Consider the following 14,430-nt stretch of genomic DNA (forward strand, 5'->3'; position numbering starts at 1 on the left):
ACCTCAAGGGTGAGGGTGGCTTTCCTGTTTCTACGCCTGTTTGTTGCGCCGGCGCGCCATGAAGCCCAGCAGGCCCAGGCCGGCGAGCATCATGCCGTAGGTTGTTGGCTCTGGAATTGGCGCCACACCGCCGAAGCCATCAACGTACGCATAGCCCGTGTGCCCGGTAAAATAGCAGTCCGCTGCCGCCACAGAAAGTGTGAAGTCATGGCCGGCCAAGTTGGCGTCGATCCTCAATTGCTCAGCCTGCCACAAGGGTGTGTAGAAGTAATTTCCTAAACTATCGAAGCGGGCATCAACCCCGCCGCCGCCATCGCCAGCGTTGTACAGGCGATTCACGAGTTGTATTCCCGTGGTGTCATCGCGCAGCGTGATGAACAGCGCTGCCGATTCGTTATCAGCATGGCCGCCGTTTTCCAATACGGCCTTCCAGGTAAAGAAAATGTCGGAATCGGTGTAATTCTTGACCGACTGACTTACCACCGATCCGTAGCCGCCCGTGCGCGTATCCTCGACGCGATAAGAATAATTCCCTGCATAGACCGTAGAGCCGAGATTGGCGCCGATGATCGGGTCAATCGTGCCAGCCGAGATGACACTTGACCGGGTGGAGGGCCCGGCGTAAAGGCTCCCACCCGGGAGGAATTGTTCTGCACTGAGCGATGCATTGAGCGTATTGCCCCGATAGCCAGCACCGGTAACCCAGCCATTCGCGTTGCCGCCTTCAAAGCCCCCATTGTCGAAACTGTCGGCGTGCACAGCACTTGTGGCAAGCGAGAGCGCCAGTGTGGCCCAGTAAAATTTTCGGTTCATGGTATTCCCTGTGAAATATATTTGATCGAGCGAATGCCCGGGCAAAACAGAGCAGGAAACATGCCGTTTTTATAAGCTGCTGAATTTTAATGAAAATCGCTCAAGGTCGCGGATTTTGAGCGCGCAAGTGTCAAAAAACGCGACATTTGTGTTTTCGCGGGCGTCTCTCAATGGTCGAGCGGACGTCTGCCAAGCTTCACATGCGGGTTCGATTCCCGCCGCCCGGTTCACATTGACGCGGCAGGTGTATCAGCAACGGCCGGCCCGCCACCGAAGCCGAGCAGGACAGACCAACGGCCAGCGCCATGACGGTTTGCACTACCAAAAGCGCCTGCCGTCGGTGACGTAATGTCGCCAAGATACCGAACACGGCTTGAACTTCCCGCGCTTCGGTTTACACTACAGAGGCTTTTTGTGGGAATCGCTCTCACATTGCTCTTGTTTCCGCCTATCGTGGGCGAAATGAGATCCTGCAGAAATGGCATTTTTTGCAGGCGTAGCGGTCGTTACCCGCCATCATACAGATCGGGGTTTCCCGATGACGTGCAGTGATATGTCCGGCAGCACTTCCGGCACACGTCACCGCGCGCTTTGCGTCTTGCCCACCAGCAAACGACAGCCACGGCATCGCGCCGTTGCCAGATCAGGCCCGACTTTCGAGTTCCGGGCCTTTCTTTGTTCGCGCTTCGGCTTCGCGCCAGGCGTATTTTTTCATGCGCAGTCGGGGACATCCATAACCCGACAGGGCGATGGCGTCTCCATTTTTCTTCGGAGGCATCATGTCTGCATCTCTGTGTATCTTCTCGGCGTCCCCGCTGTGTCATCTGTTGGGGGGCAATGGCGCAGCCAAAGTGCATGTGCGGCGTGTGTCACTGTGCCGGTTGTTGGCAGCGCCACCTGACACCAATGCGACTGACAGCGCGGTGCCAACGGTGTCCCTGTTGCCGCTCGCCACCCTGCAACTGAACCAGCACTTTCACGTCTGGCGGGTGCGGTAGTTGGCAGTGTGCGTGGTCGCTGTGCTGTACAGCCTGAAGCAACAATCGGTGTGCGGGAACGTTGTGGTTCCCGTCCCGGGAGCTGCCGTTCCCTTTTTTTATGGAAGGGGAACATCATGAGCAATCGTGCCAAACAGGCTCCGTCTGAACGCGAGCCAGAGATGCCGGAAAGCGATACCTGGTCCTTGCCACGCAATGATCCGGCAGCGTCCGGCCCACGCCAGTTCGCGCACCATCCAGCACGTCCTGCGCCGAGGAAAACCGCGTCGCGGGACCAATCGGAGCAGCGTGCCTGGGCCAGCTTTTATCGCCACATCGGCGATCCGCTGGTGGCGGCCGAAGTGATCCGCATTCTCGACGACATCGGGGAGATCAGAGCGGAGCGCCTTGGCCTGTATCTCCAGGCGAAGCGCTCGCTGCGTTTGCACAAGCAGCGTCAGCTGCAGGCTGCGCGCATTGCCGGCGCCCTGCGGTTGCTCGGGCGCGCGGTGTTTGTGTTACCGGTCACGGTACCGGCGAAGCTGGTGTGGCGCGCGCTGCAGTTCATGGGCAATGTCCTGCTCGCATGCATGCCAGAGCATGCTGCTGAGCCGGGAGAGCGGCGTTTGCGAGATTTGCGCAAACCGTCTACGTCAGTCGGCACCACCGATTTCGGCCCCGACTGACAGTCTTGCAGTGGCACATGGCGCGCGCCAGGATGATGATGGCCAGGTCGGCCAAGGCGGAAATGACAGAGTTCAGTCTGCCCCGCGCATGTCGGCAACCACGTCGTCGAGAAGCTGATGAAACTGCTTCGATTCGCGTGACTTGCCCCAGTAGTATTGTTTGCAGCGTTCGATGTAGACGTCGAGGTCAGCGAGGCTTTTCACCCCTTCCGGTTTGAACTCGGTCAGGTGTGTCAGGTGATCGATTTCCCTCGGCGTCAGTCGAATGGCGTTTCCCAGTCGCAGCATGATCAGATCCAGTGTGGAGACAGGAAGAGGAGGTGGGGGTGGAGCGCGTGTCTGCCAGGATACCGAAACACCGGCATGCGTTGTTCAGGATAGCCATGACGCCAGCACAATGCAAGCCAGCCCAGCCGTGACGCGCTGTCGCTCCACTGGGAACAGGGGGAAGCCGACGCGCTATCGGCAGTCGCTGGCAGCGCACTACCGGAACACGAAACAACAGGAGGAACGATGCATACCCAGCCCACCATGCATGGCAGCGACGCGCAGTTCGCGATGCGATGCCATGCAATCCCTGACGCTGGCGCGACGCGCGATATCGAGCGCCTCGAAGATCTGCCAGCCGGCGCACACATTTGCACGGCCGATCACAAAATGCTGGTCCGCACGACCAACGCGTGTATCTGCTTTTGTGACATCACCAGCGGTCAGTTGTATTCCGCGAAGGATGTGGTGTACCGTTTTGGCGGCGCTGCCGGTATGCAGGCGTGATGCGCGCTATACCGCCGACACACACGCCGCAGCGTTCCCATAGCGGAAAGCCGCGATCGGGTGGTATGGATCCCCCCTGCGGGTGCCGGCGTACGGGACGCAGAGCGATGCCACCGCAGGGCTCCGTGCACCATCGCGATACCATCGACAACTGGCTGCCGCGCCGGTTCACTGTGGCCGCCGCCAGCTGCCACCATGGATCGCGCGCGTCCAGCAGGTCACGCAATCCCTTTCTCTTGCCCCGACGACGCCTCCACGGCCAACGCGGAGCCTGACCGGTGACCAAACCGCTCCCATGTCGCCGAGTCCACAAAGATCGGCGCCGTGCGCTTGCTGCGGAGATTGCACACCACCCCGTGGTGTTCGATGGCGCCCTGCGAGAACAGCTCATACAGCAGCTGAGCGGCGAACCGGACCACGATATCATTGGTGAACAGGCCTTGCGTGGCGAGCGACATGCGCACCGAACACGATGGCTGGTTGTCATCCGCCGCCAGCGGATCGAGCAGTTCCGGGAACAACTCGGTCACGCACGGCAGGCGCGGCCCCCGGTCGGCGCCGGCGCGCAGGCGCAGTGCCGGTTCGCCGAGGATCGCCTGCGCCTCCGCTTCCCGGTTGCCCAGATCGAGCCAATACGCATAGCGTCCGCGCTCAAACAGATAGGCGTGGATCTCGCGGCGCGCACTGCGGGTGTCCACGCAGCTGATCAGAATATCCCCGCGCGCGGCCTGCTGGTTGCCGTAACGCTGCCAGTATTCGCCAATGCTGCAGGGATAAGCTGACCAGTCCAGGCCCCAGAACTGGTTCAGGCGATGAATCGTCACCACCGCCTTGTGCAGCCCGATATCGGCCTCGCTGAACAACTGACGTCCGACATTCGCCGCTGTCACCCGCGCACCGTCCATCGCAGCCAGCGTCAGGCCAAAGGGATGGCCGAGGCCCAGCATGGCGCGATCCAGCCGCGCCAGACAGGAGGCCATCTGCGCGCCGTTGCCACCCACCCCCGCGAGATGGACCCGCACCCGTTTGTGCAGCAGGGTCGGGTCAATTTGGTGTCGCTGTTGGTCCATGATGTTCTCCTTGCCATTGGCGTTTCAGGGCGCACCCACGTAAAGGCCACCGCAACTGCCGGCCAGCGGCTCCCACGGATTGGGCAGTGGCACATGCAGACCGCCGATGACCAGCCGAAAGCGCGCGCTGGGATGCGATTGGTCAAGGTTGCCGAACACGCCAGCGATTTTGACGCCATTATCGTCACGATCATCGTCGGAAGAAAAAAAGGCCGGTGCGGTGCCATGGGTGTGCAGATCGACCGCCAGCACTTCGTCGGCGGCCAGCGTGGGCAGACGGTAGTCGACCCGTTCGGCATTGGCAAACCGTGTCTCGAACAGCTGCAGACGCAAGGAGCGCGTGCCAGCGCAATACACCAGTCCACCTGCCAGCTCATTCGGCAAGCATTGGCGGCCCGCGCGGACAAAGGCATTGATTGGTCCCGCTGGCAGTGGGCCGAAGCGGAACTGCACCGCCTCTTCCAGGGTGCCGTATGGGACTGACAGCTGCGGGTGGGTGACGCCAACGCGCAGCAGGCATTTTAGCCAGCTCAGGCGGACCTGCAGAAACAGGCCATTGGCCGCCAGTACCATCCGCTGGCCGCTCGGCATGGCGGGCAGGGGACCGAAGCGCGGGGCGGCAATCAGCATACAGGCCGCTTGAAGTGCGGTATCACGGGGATCAAGCATGGTCATGCTCCTTTCTTGCAATCAGATCGTTCAGTCGCAGGGGCAGCCGTACCAGCGCCCCACTCGGAAAACGCGCGGGCGGATCATCGAGCAGCATCTGCCAGAACGCATTGGCGCCCCCGGGATGCCGCACCAGTGGCGCAACCGCATTGACATGGGTGAAGCGGGAATCAAAGAAGGCAGCGTTCCACTGTCCAATGTGCTCGAAGCCATTGTCCTGCGGCAGCACCACATTGCCATGGCAGATCTGGCCGCTGTCGTACACGTTGAAGTAGGGTGCCCGGTACAGCACCGTCTTGCCACTGGGCCGGCGGCGGCCCTTGACCGCCCAGACCTGCCAGCGGTGCTTGTCGCACAAAAATACCAGTCCCGGATGCGGCAGCACCGCCGCACGGTCTGCAAGCGGCCACTGGGTGCAGTGGAACGTGATATGGCGCTGCGCTGGCGGTACCCACCAGAGCAGGGTATGGCCGTCGGCATACAGGGCGTTGGCCGGTATCAGGCCGAGATGGCGCGCCGCGCGCGACAATGACTGCGACAGGCGCGCCAGCCCGGCACGCGTCGCTGCGCGGCCCGGCAGAATCACAGGCACCGCACCACTGGCGTCAATCTCGTGCACCGTGGCATACGATGGCGCCGGCGCGCCACCGTTACCGCGATAGATCAGAATCGCCTGCGCCAGCTTGGCCTGACCGCTGTGCTGCAGCACAAACGCAAAATGGTCCCGGTCCATCATGTCCTCCTTTCCGTATCTCAGTCCGCATGACCTATTCTCGCGCCGCCAGCGCGTCGAGCAAGCGGTCGATCAGCCGCATCACCTGCAGCTGGCGCGCCATGGCGCGTAGCCAGCGCCGCATGCCGGCCACGTCGCCAATCGGTAGCGTCAGTTCGCCGATGTCGCTGCGGGAGTCCGCATCGCCCTCCCAGGCAAACTGCGCCATCGCGTCCGACAGGCGCACCGCGATATCGCCTTCGCGCCAGCACAGCACCGCGCCAAAACCGAGATAGGTGCCTTCGCACGGCGGCTGGAAGGGGTTGTCGCGCGGCAGGCGAGACAGCCGCTGCGCCATGTCGGCGATGGTGCGAATCTCGCGCGCCGGATGGCTTGTTGCAAGCCTGGCCAGCGTACGTTGGCCGAGCCGCTTGCGGCCCCAGTCAGTGGCCCATGCGGGGAAGGCCGCATCAATGTCCGCCTTGGTGACGATATCGGCGCGCACCGCCGCGACCTCCTGCGCGTCGCACTGGCCGGCATACTCTTCCAGCATCACGGTTTCATCCGCTTCACCATACCAGTACAGCTCGGACGCCTGTTCGAGCGCCACCACCGGGGTAAATAACGGATACACGCGCTGCTGATCCAACAGGTGGAGCAGGGTGGCACCCAGCCTCGGCACTGCCGCTTCCAGGCGATCGAGCGCCGCGCCCACCGTCCACTGCGCCACATACGGCTCCGACCAGCGGATACGGATGGCGGCCACGTCGACCTCGGCCGCATTGCCCTGCGTCGGCAAAGCCTCTGGCGCCAGTGATTCGATGGTGAAACACGGATGCAGGCACGACCACTGCGGCACGCTGCGCCGTAGCCAGCGCTCCAGGGCCACGTGCGCAATCTCGATCTCGTCGTCTGCGTGCGGCTGCCAGCTGGCCGGCAACGCCGCCGCGTCGATCACGCCGGCGTCCACCAGCAATGCGTTGATCGCACACCGTTCGGCCCGGCCGCTGTCCGGCAGCAAGCGCAGCGGCACCGCAGCATGCAGCTGCGGCAACGGCAAGACCCGCTTCATGGCACCGGCGCCAGCCATGGCGACGGCAGCAGCACACGCGCGTCACGCCGGTCATCGCCTTGGCACGGGCTGCAATGGTCGACGAACGCCAACAACACTGTGGCGCATGCAGCTGCTTGCGGCGTGGTCAGGCGGCAGGCACCGGCGCGCCGCGCGTCCGGCCCCGGCAGCGTATCCAGCGACTGCCGGAAACGGCGCAGATCGCCGCCCTTGGTGCCCACCGCTTTACGAAACGTGACATCGACCACGCCATCCGGCCCGGCTGCCGCGACGCAGATATCGGCCGTGATCAGTTCCGGATACAACAGACTGTGCAGATCGCGTACCTGCAGATCGCTCATGCCCGGTGGTGCCGGCAGCGCAATCCCGCTGTACCAGTAGTGGCGCTGCAGTTCTTTGACAATGATTGCCATGCTAGTCTCCTGAATCAAAACAGTTGCGGTTGGCGATTCTTGCACCACGACAGATCCGGCTCGGCCGTGTCGACGGTCGGCGGCGTGCTACGCGTTGCGGCAGGCACAGCGCCCACGACCGCTGGTGTTGCTGGTGCGGCCGTTGTCGTCGCGGTTGTCGATTTGGCGTGCCCTGTCACGGGCTTGCCCGCCCCGGTGGCGCTGTTCGCCGCTGGCTTGAGCGTATCGGCTTGCGCCGCCTGCAGCGCGGTGCGGGTGGTTTCGGCTTGCTGGCGCAGCGTCGTGCGCGTGCTGCGATAGTCGGTCAGCAGCGCCACGAAGTCGGCGGCAAATTCATCGGGCGATCCGGTGAGCGTCAGGTCCTTCGACAGCGCCGGCTGGTCCAGCGTGGCGCGCGGTCGGGGCAAGACACTGATGGTCAATGTGCCGCTCGCCTGATCCGATGTAATCAGCATGGACAGCGTCGCGTCCTTGCTCAGTTCAAACAGTTCTTGAAACAGGTGCATGGCGAACTCCTTATGTCGATCAGATGATCACACTAGGGTAGCCCCGACCAGCGCCATGTCGAGTGATCCGCTGGTCCCGGCCGCGCCGAGCGGCGCCGCACTACCAAAAGCACCCGGTCGTGCAACCTGTCGCGCGTCCAGTGCAGTGTGCCGCTTGAATTGGCCACGCAGCTTGGTCATAATGAACACGTTCTTGGTCTGCGGACCGCGCTCCTGCGGGAGTTCCTGATCGTCAGGCGTCGCAGTCGTTACCTGCCCTGTATGCGCGCCGCTCCCGGCACGCCGACCTGTTTGCCCCGTTCAAGGGCGAAGCTGTTTCCTCTTTCGTCCTGCTCACCACATTGACCGCGGCCAACCGTGCTGTCTGACCACGTGCTCGGCCAGCATGCACCGCTCCCAGGCTGCATATCTGCACCTCGGCTTGTGGCCATCTGACTAAACCCCATCGGGAAAACTGTTCCCGACCGGGTCGCGGCTTTCCCATTTCCTGCTCTTCTTTGGGAGAACCGTATGCAACCCCTTTCTTACCTGTCGCGCGAGCAATTGGCTGATGAACTGCTGGCCACGCCCGCACCGGAGATCACCGTACCCGGCACCGCGCCGCTCCACGCCGGCCATCTGGGCACGCTCACGACCGAGCAGCGTTGCCTGCAGCGCAAATTGGCGCTCGCGCGCGAAATTCTCCTGCGTGACCTGGCCGCACCGCTCCAACGCCGCAATCTGCTCCAGTCGCCTGTTGCCGTGCGGGAATGGCTCATGCTGCGCTATTGCCAAGCCGAGCAAGAAATCTTTACCGTGCTGTATCTGGACGTCAAACTGCGCCTGATCCGCGCCGAAGATCTGTTTGCCGGCACCCTGACCCATACCAGCGTGTATCCGCGCGAAGTGGTCAAGCAGGCGCTGTCGCATAACGCCGCCAGTGTAATCGTGGCGCACAACCATCCATCCGGCGACTGTGTACCAAGCCCAGCCGACCAGCTGCTGACCCGCGTCCTGGCACAGGCTCTGGCCCTGGTGGACATCTGCCTGCGCGACCATTTTGTGATCGGCTGCGATCAGATCTATTCCTTCGCCGAGCGCGGCTTGCTCTAAATGCCCCTGGTCGGCACCACACCGGCATCGACTAACGCCACCTGAGGCGGCCAACCGGCGGCCCCGGGCAGTATCGACCTATCCCGCTTTTCACTGATACTAGGAGATGATCATGCGCAGTTTACCTACCCGTATCCGTTTTTTCCTGGCCAAGTCCGGCCTGTTTTGCCATGTGCGAGCCGCCCGGCACGCCATGTTGATCGCCACCATGCATGCCGAAGCAGACGGCATGGTCGACGCTGTACGCGGCCGCCATACGCCGCCGTTCCTGTTGCGCGGCGAACCCGCGCTACGCCAAGCCTGGCGCAACGGCCAGCATGTCGCGCAATGCCTGCGCGACTGCGGACACGATAACGCCAGTACATTACTTTTCCCCTTACAAGGAGATTCCCATGGACGTACATGAAGAGGGCCTCATGGCCTCACGCTTTCCGCTGCATTCGACACCGGTGGAAATGCCCGCGATCCGCACCTTGCTGCGCGCCTGCGTGCAGGAACAAGCGTCGACGCACGACTGGCTCATCGATCTGGTGCATGGATGGGGCTACTCGCTGCGGCAGTCCGAACAAGCCCATGCCCAGGAGTGCGCCGAGCAACTCGTCGCGGCGCTATCGCCTCAGTTCGCCGCCTGTCCCGCCATTGGGGCGGCATACCGGCAGGATGCCAACCACGCAGCGCCACACATCAATACCTTGGCACTCGCGACGCTGGTCGACCAATGTCAGTATGGTCCTGCTAATTACCATGTTGCGTTTGCCGCGCTGGAGCAATTTGTCAATCACTGGGGCGCATCGCTGCTGGCCACCAACCGGTCTCCCGCCATGCAGCCAACATCCAGCGACGCGGATCGAGCAGATTCCGCCCCGCTTGCGGCGTCCGGCACTGGCCCGACCGGCGATCCGGCCAGGTAGGACGAACAAGCAGGACGGACCACGCCATGATCTGATCCTGCGCGTCGCGCTGGCGGCAGTATTGCCATCGAGGGACTGAACGAGGCGGAGCTCAAGGTAGCGCTCGATCTCATCCTGACCCCGCATGCCAGTCCGCCGTATAGCGAGCACGGCTAGCGCCCGGACGTCGCACGGCTCCTGGCCGCCAGCGATACCGCAACACGCCGCTGGCGTGCGATGCATCGTCCGGCGCGCCAGCACCTGCGGTTTGGGGAGTATTGTCCGCTCCTTGGGGCTCGCTACGGCGGGTCCCATTTTTTTGCATTGCGATCAAGCACGAGGAGACAATAACAAAGTACGACGCCCAGCACGGCCCGCCAAAATGCGTGTGCTGCTGATCGATTCACTGGACGCTGACAAATTTCCTGGCGCGTTGTTTGGCGAACTCGACCATCAGTGCTGGCGCACCGAGGAAACCATCAACCGGGTGGCCTTCAGCTTGTCTCATGACGTGGCGTACGCGTCATGGACCGTAGATCTCGGCCTCATCAATGGGGTCATAGGGGCTCGGCTCGCCATGCTGTGCGGCATGAACGAGGCGGCCCTCACCAAAGAGCTGCCGTCCGATCCGTGGAAAGCGAATTTCAGCCATCACCGGTGTGGCCAGAGCAATGCGATCGTTAAAGGCTTGAACACAGCCGTGGACCCGCATTGCAAGTCCATCAAGCGGAACGTCCGGATCCTCCCACCGAGCCGCGCTGTATGCCCAATGACCGTCCTTGACGCCAGTCCTGCCGGCAATGTCATCAAAACATGGATGTTCACTATCCTCAAATACATGACGTGCCGCGCTCTCCATCACTTGGGCTTCCCCAAGATAGCATCCTCCGGTAACCCCACTCGGCGTCAACTCGCGGTGTGCTTTCCACCACTGTTCAAGCGTCAGTGGCATGCCGATGCTGGCAGCGCGCCGTAGCAACCGTTCAAGATCCAGAACGACATATCTGGCAGAGTCCAGCGTGGCGAGATCGCTCTGTCGTAACGATGCGTAAGTATTGTGGCCAAGCCCCGCAGCAAGAAGCTCTTTGGCCTGGCTGAGTTTAAATCGAGGGTAGGCGGCTGAGAGACTGGCGTGGACGATGCCGCCCCAGCGATTGAATCGAGTCATGGTGTACGTTCTCCGGCGGACGTTGAGTGTTTAGCGTCCGTCACGAAAAGCACCATGCGACGTTGCATGTGTTGATCTGAGAAAGTCCCGTTCAAGCCACTCAAAACTTAGGCCGGGTGCCTGAGCAATTTCTTGCGTTGGAATGATTGTGCCATAAGTTCTATCAAACCAACAGATGCACGCCATCATTTTTTGCTATCCAAATAAAACTGGTGCGCCCATGCAGCGCCAGGCCAACGACAGCGTGGTGGCGGGGAGCAACGTGAACAACTACCAGCTGTTCATCCAGGCCGTGATCACGCGTTTTGCAATGAAGACCCAGGTTTTCGACAATATCAACCAGGGATGCGTTTCTTGCCCGCATCTGGTGCATCCCCTAAGTACGCCCCCATGACGCTAACTAGTCGGTGGCTGTGCCGCCATCCAGGTCAGGCCGACGATGGCCGGTTCACGCATCGTCATCCCTTTCTCAGACCAATGACCATAGGATGGCATCGCCGAGCTGGCGTGGGGTCCGGGTAGCTGCGAGCAGAAGGCCGGCACGGCAAACGTGTCGCCGTGTCCGGCATCGATTCGCGGTCCAGGTCGATGTCCGCTGCATAAAACAGTGGCTGCCAAGCCACCTCGCGCTTCGCCACGCCAACAGCGTTCCGGCTCAGACTCGGCACCCAGGATCTGACGCGCTGGTTACCCGGGTACGCGGACAGTGTGTACCACGCGCCATACACAGTGGGAGCACCTCGAAGGAGGTTGAAGCAAAGGATAAGCGATCAGCGAAAGATCCGGCAAATCGGCTTGGTAAAAAAGCACGTGCGCATTGACTGGCTGGGGCGGCGCCTACAACGTGACGAAGCGCTTTTCCCGATGTGCCATGCGTCGCACGACAGGAGAAAAGCGCCATGCGGACGACGCCCACGCCACGCGCGTTCGGCGTGCCTGCGACTTGTATACAGCAGCGAATTTCTCCCGCCGAGCCGGTGTCATCCTTGGCCCGGACGACCTGACTTGCGACGGCGGTGGCGGATCGGGCAGGCCTTGCCTTAGGCGTACCCGCCCTCATCGCCGCTATCGGCAAGCGTGGCTGGTCAATGGCCACTGGCCGTCAGTTGGTCCAGGTCGAGCACGGCGTCGGCCATGCTCACCAGTTCCGGCGTGTGCGAGATGAAGAACTCGCGGCGATAGCCGCCCAGGCGCAGCACGGCCCGCTTCATCGCCATGAACGCGCGCTTATGACTGGGATCGAACGCGCCATCGGCCTCGTCCGAAAACAGCGTGTCGCTGCGCCCCGCGCCTGCCAACGCATCGGACCGCTGCGCCAGGTACAGCGCCATCGCCCGCGTCAGGCACTCATTGATCCAGATCTTTTCTCCGCCACTCATCAAAGTGACACTCTTGCTGTCATCATGCAGCCCGTCATGCACCATGATCGCGAACCCTTCGCCCAAGTCACCTCTGGCGTTTTTCTCCACCTGCGTCCTGATCGACACGGTAAAGCGCGCGCCGTGGCAGGCCAGCAGCAGGTCATTCGTGAGGACAGACAAGGCCGGTCCCGCATCGTCGATCGCCAGGGCGATCAGGCCATCATTGCTCATGCATTTGGCAAATAACGACCACGCCCCGATGGCCGTTTCAATGCGTGCGATACGCTGTTCCAGGCCCGCGATCACGGCAGATGTCTCGTGGTGCCTGGTGCGCGCATCGCGCAGCTGCTGTTCGCTGCGCACTGCCGCCAGATACTGCTGTTCGCGCTGGCGCATCGCCGCACGGCATTGTTCGAGGTCCTGCTCAGCCGCTGCCACACGGCCGGGATCGAAGGCAGACGGCAGCGCGTCGAGCAGCGCCTGCACCCGATCCAGCGAGCGCCGGTGCACCTGCGCTTCCTCGATTCTGCGGTCAGTGGCGCGGGCCAGCGCTTGCGCCGCGCTGGCCAGCTCCGCCGCCGTCGCCGCACGGTCGCTCTCCTGGGTTACCGCCAAGTGCGCCAGTTGCTCGGCCACCGACGCCAGCGCCTGCCGCGCGTTGGCGATTTCCGCCGCGCGCGCCGCCAGCTGCGCCTCCCATGCCAGCTTGGCGCGCGCCATGCCAAGCCGCGATTCACCTGTGGCCAAGCGTGCCGGCACGTCCGCCAACAGTGCTGCTGCGCGATCCAATCCGGCAAGCTGCCCGGTGCACGCCTGACGCTCGCCGTCGAGCCGCGCCAGCTCGGCGCGTGCCGACGGCACCAGGGGTGCGGCGGCATGCGCGTCGCCGAGCAATTGACAGCGCGCCTGCAAATCGGTGCCGGCGCAGGGGACCTGCGTCGTCAAGCCGAAGCGGCGCGCCAGCTCCTCGGCGCGCAATGCCGCTTTACCCGCCGCCTGCTCCAGCAAGCCAATCTGCTGCCGCAGCGCGCTCGCCTCGGTCTGCAGTTGGCGCAAGCGTTCAGCCCCCACGCGCAGTTGTGCCACCGCCTCGCCACGCCGTTGCACCACCGCCTGCAAGCGCGGTACCCGCCGCGTCGCACGCGCGACAAAGCGACCGCTGCGCAGCGACGCCAGCAATTGCGCCTGCTGGAGCAGCAGGCGTTCGCGCTGCCGCTCGCGCGCGGCGTCGGCCTGCGCCGCGCGCTGCGTGATCGCCGTCAGGCGTGCTTGCTCAGCCACCTTCTGCTGATCCAGATCGGTCACCACGCGGCGCCCGCGCGCAATGATGTCGCCCCGCTCCTGCGCCAGCTGCGTGCGTCGCGCTTCCTGCTGCTGCGCCGCATCGCGCTGCGCACAGATGGCCGCCAGCGCCGCCTGGGCGCGGGCCAGCATCGCCTCATCGTGTTGTCGCACAAGCTGCAAGCGCGCCAGGTTGGCGTGGCCTGCCGTCAGGCGGCCGATGTCGGTCTCAATCCCTGCCAGTTGGTGCTGCGCGGTCGCGCGTTGCTGCCGAATCGCCAGCAAGCCACTGCGGCTCAGGCGCACGACCTCGTTCGCTTGCGTTCCCAGTGCGCGGATATGCTCGAGCTGCAGCAGATCGGCCAGCAGCGTCTTGATCTCGGCGTGATCATAGGCCGACAGGTGGCGCCGCCCTTGCGCCGAAAATGCGGTGGTAAAAAAGGTTTCTGGCGTGGCGGCAATGTGCGCCAGGCAGCGGTGGTAGGTAATGGTCTTGCCGTCAGACACGCTGCCGTCCGGCGCGACCAGCGGCTGCCAGCATCCATCACGCCACACCTGCAAATACGCTTCGGTTTTGCGCTTACCGTTGCTGCGGATCACCACCTGCGAGCGATAGCGCACGCCGTCCTGTAGCCAGCTGAAGATTTTTTGGCTCTCTGGCAGCACCACATGGTCATAATAAGAAAAACCGCCATAGCCGCAACCTTTCACGTGCGATGGCATGACGAGATAGGGGTGGGCGTTATCGAGCACGGTGGTCTTGCCGCGTCCATTCTCACCCGTCACGGCGATCAGTTGCGCATCGCCGAAGGCGTCGAAATCGATGGTCAGTTCGTCACGACCAAGGCCGTCGCGTACGCCGCGAAAGCCGATCAATGTCAGTTCGAGGGGTTGCATAAAAATCCTCCTTGATAGGGGCCCAGGTCCGGGCCCGCTGTCAGTGTCG

General features: G+C 62.9%; 16 protein-coding genes. 6 read left to right on the forward strand and 10 right to left on the reverse strand.

Features of this window, described 5'->3' with window-relative positions; genetic code table 11:
* Nucleotides 1–30: 30 nt before the first annotated feature.
* On the reverse strand, nt 31–813 hold the full coding sequence (locus ACP7B7_RS26325; RefSeq protein WP_426078650.1) for an FxDxF family PEP-CTERM protein: 783 nt from the start codon (nt 811–813) through the stop codon (nt 31–33).
* Between the two features lie 1,114 nt (nt 814–1,927).
* Between ACP7B7_RS26325 and ACP7B7_RS26330 the strand changes: the two genes are divergently transcribed.
* Nucleotides 1,928–2,476, forward strand: a complete 549-nt coding sequence (locus ACP7B7_RS26330; protein ID WP_426078651.1) for a hypothetical protein — start codon at nt 1,928–1,930, stop codon at nt 2,474–2,476.
* A gap of 72 nt (nt 2,477–2,548) precedes the next feature.
* On the opposite strand, the gene ACP7B7_RS26335 is transcribed toward ACP7B7_RS26330, so the two are convergent.
* Nucleotides 2,549–2,764 carry a hypothetical protein gene (locus ACP7B7_RS26335; protein WP_426078652.1) on the reverse strand — a complete coding sequence of 72 codons (216 nt, stop codon included), beginning with the start codon at nt 2,762–2,764 and terminating at the stop codon, nt 2,549–2,551.
* 225 nt (nt 2,765–2,989) lie between these two features.
* Here ACP7B7_RS26335 and ACP7B7_RS26340 point away from each other — a divergent pair, with 225 nt between their 5' ends.
* Nucleotides 2,990–3,250 (forward strand): hypothetical protein, encoded by a 261-nt coding sequence (locus ACP7B7_RS26340; protein WP_426078653.1) that lies wholly within the window; start codon nt 2,990–2,992, stop codon nt 3,248–3,250.
* Nucleotides 3,251–3,468: 218 nt separating this feature from the next.
* Here ACP7B7_RS26340 and ACP7B7_RS26345 read toward each other — a convergent pair whose 3' ends face one another.
* From ACP7B7_RS26345 to ACP7B7_RS26370, 6 genes are read right to left on the reverse strand one after another with little or no spacing between them, the layout of a single operon-like run.
* Nucleotides 3,469–4,320 (reverse strand): PRTRC system ThiF family protein, encoded by an 852-nt coding sequence (locus tag ACP7B7_RS26345; protein ID WP_426078654.1) that lies wholly within the window; start codon nt 4,318–4,320, stop codon nt 3,469–3,471.
* Between the two features lie 24 nt (nt 4,321–4,344).
* Nucleotides 4,345–4,995: a PRTRC system protein A gene (locus tag ACP7B7_RS26350; RefSeq protein ID WP_426078655.1), complete on the reverse strand. Its 651-nt coding sequence runs from the start codon at nt 4,993–4,995 to the stop codon at nt 4,345–4,347.
* Nucleotides 4,982–5,725, reverse strand: coding sequence for a PRTRC system protein B (locus ACP7B7_RS26355; protein ID WP_426078656.1), 744 nt, complete (start codon nt 5,723–5,725; stop codon nt 4,982–4,984). Before ACP7B7_RS26355 ends, ACP7B7_RS26350 begins: the two co-directional genes overlap by 14 nt.
* Before the next feature lie 31 nt (nt 5,726–5,756).
* Nucleotides 5,757–6,773, reverse strand: coding sequence for a PRTRC system protein F (locus ACP7B7_RS26360; RefSeq protein ID WP_426078657.1), 1,017 nt, complete (start codon nt 6,771–6,773; stop codon nt 5,757–5,759).
* A complete protein-coding gene (locus ACP7B7_RS26365; RefSeq protein WP_426078658.1) occupies nt 6,770–7,186 on the reverse strand; it encodes a PRTRC system protein C in 417 nt (138 codons plus the stop codon). The genes ACP7B7_RS26360 and ACP7B7_RS26365 overlap by 4 nt, the downstream gene beginning before the upstream one ends.
* A 14-nt stretch (nt 7,187–7,200) precedes the next feature.
* Complete coding sequence (locus ACP7B7_RS26370; protein ID WP_426078659.1) at nt 7,201–7,692, reverse strand: PRTRC system protein E; 492 nt, start codon at nt 7,690–7,692, stop codon at nt 7,201–7,203.
* Nucleotides 7,693–8,202: 510 nt separating this feature from the next.
* Between ACP7B7_RS26370 and ACP7B7_RS26375 the strand changes: the two genes are divergently transcribed.
* From ACP7B7_RS26375 to ACP7B7_RS26385, 3 genes are all read left to right on the forward strand, one after another.
* Nucleotides 8,203–8,784, forward strand: coding sequence for a JAB domain-containing protein (locus tag ACP7B7_RS26375; protein WP_426078660.1), 582 nt, complete (start codon nt 8,203–8,205; stop codon nt 8,782–8,784).
* 112 nt (nt 8,785–8,896) lie between these two features.
* Nucleotides 8,897–9,190 (forward strand): hypothetical protein, encoded by a 294-nt coding sequence (locus tag ACP7B7_RS26380; RefSeq protein ID WP_426078661.1) that lies wholly within the window; start codon nt 8,897–8,899, stop codon nt 9,188–9,190.
* Nucleotides 9,177–9,695: a hypothetical protein gene (locus ACP7B7_RS26385; RefSeq protein ID WP_426078662.1), complete on the forward strand. Its 519-nt coding sequence runs from the start codon at nt 9,177–9,179 to the stop codon at nt 9,693–9,695. The genes ACP7B7_RS26380 and ACP7B7_RS26385 overlap by 14 nt, the downstream gene beginning before the upstream one ends.
* Before the next feature lie 502 nt (nt 9,696–10,197).
* On the opposite strand, the gene ACP7B7_RS26390 is transcribed toward ACP7B7_RS26385, so the two are convergent.
* Entirely contained in the window at nt 10,198–10,842 is a 645-nt protein-coding gene (locus ACP7B7_RS26390) for a hypothetical protein (protein ID WP_426078663.1), read from the reverse strand.
* 175 nt (nt 10,843–11,017) lie between these two features.
* Here ACP7B7_RS26390 and ACP7B7_RS26395 point away from each other — a divergent pair, with 175 nt between their 5' ends.
* A complete protein-coding gene (locus ACP7B7_RS26395) occupies nt 11,018–11,236 on the forward strand; it encodes a hypothetical protein (RefSeq protein WP_426078664.1) in 219 nt (72 codons plus the stop codon).
* A 691-nt stretch (nt 11,237–11,927) separates the two neighbouring features.
* Here the strand turns inward: ACP7B7_RS26395 and ACP7B7_RS26400 are convergent.
* Nucleotides 11,928–14,360: a DNA repair protein gene (locus ACP7B7_RS26400; RefSeq protein ID WP_426078665.1), complete on the reverse strand. Its 2,433-nt coding sequence runs from the start codon at nt 14,358–14,360 to the stop codon at nt 11,928–11,930.
* Nucleotides 14,361–14,430 lie beyond the last annotated feature (70 nt).

The organism is Janthinobacterium sp. PSPC3-1, from assembly GCF_049896105.1.
Lineage (GTDB): Bacteria > Pseudomonadota > Gammaproteobacteria > Burkholderiales > Burkholderiaceae_D > Janthinobacterium.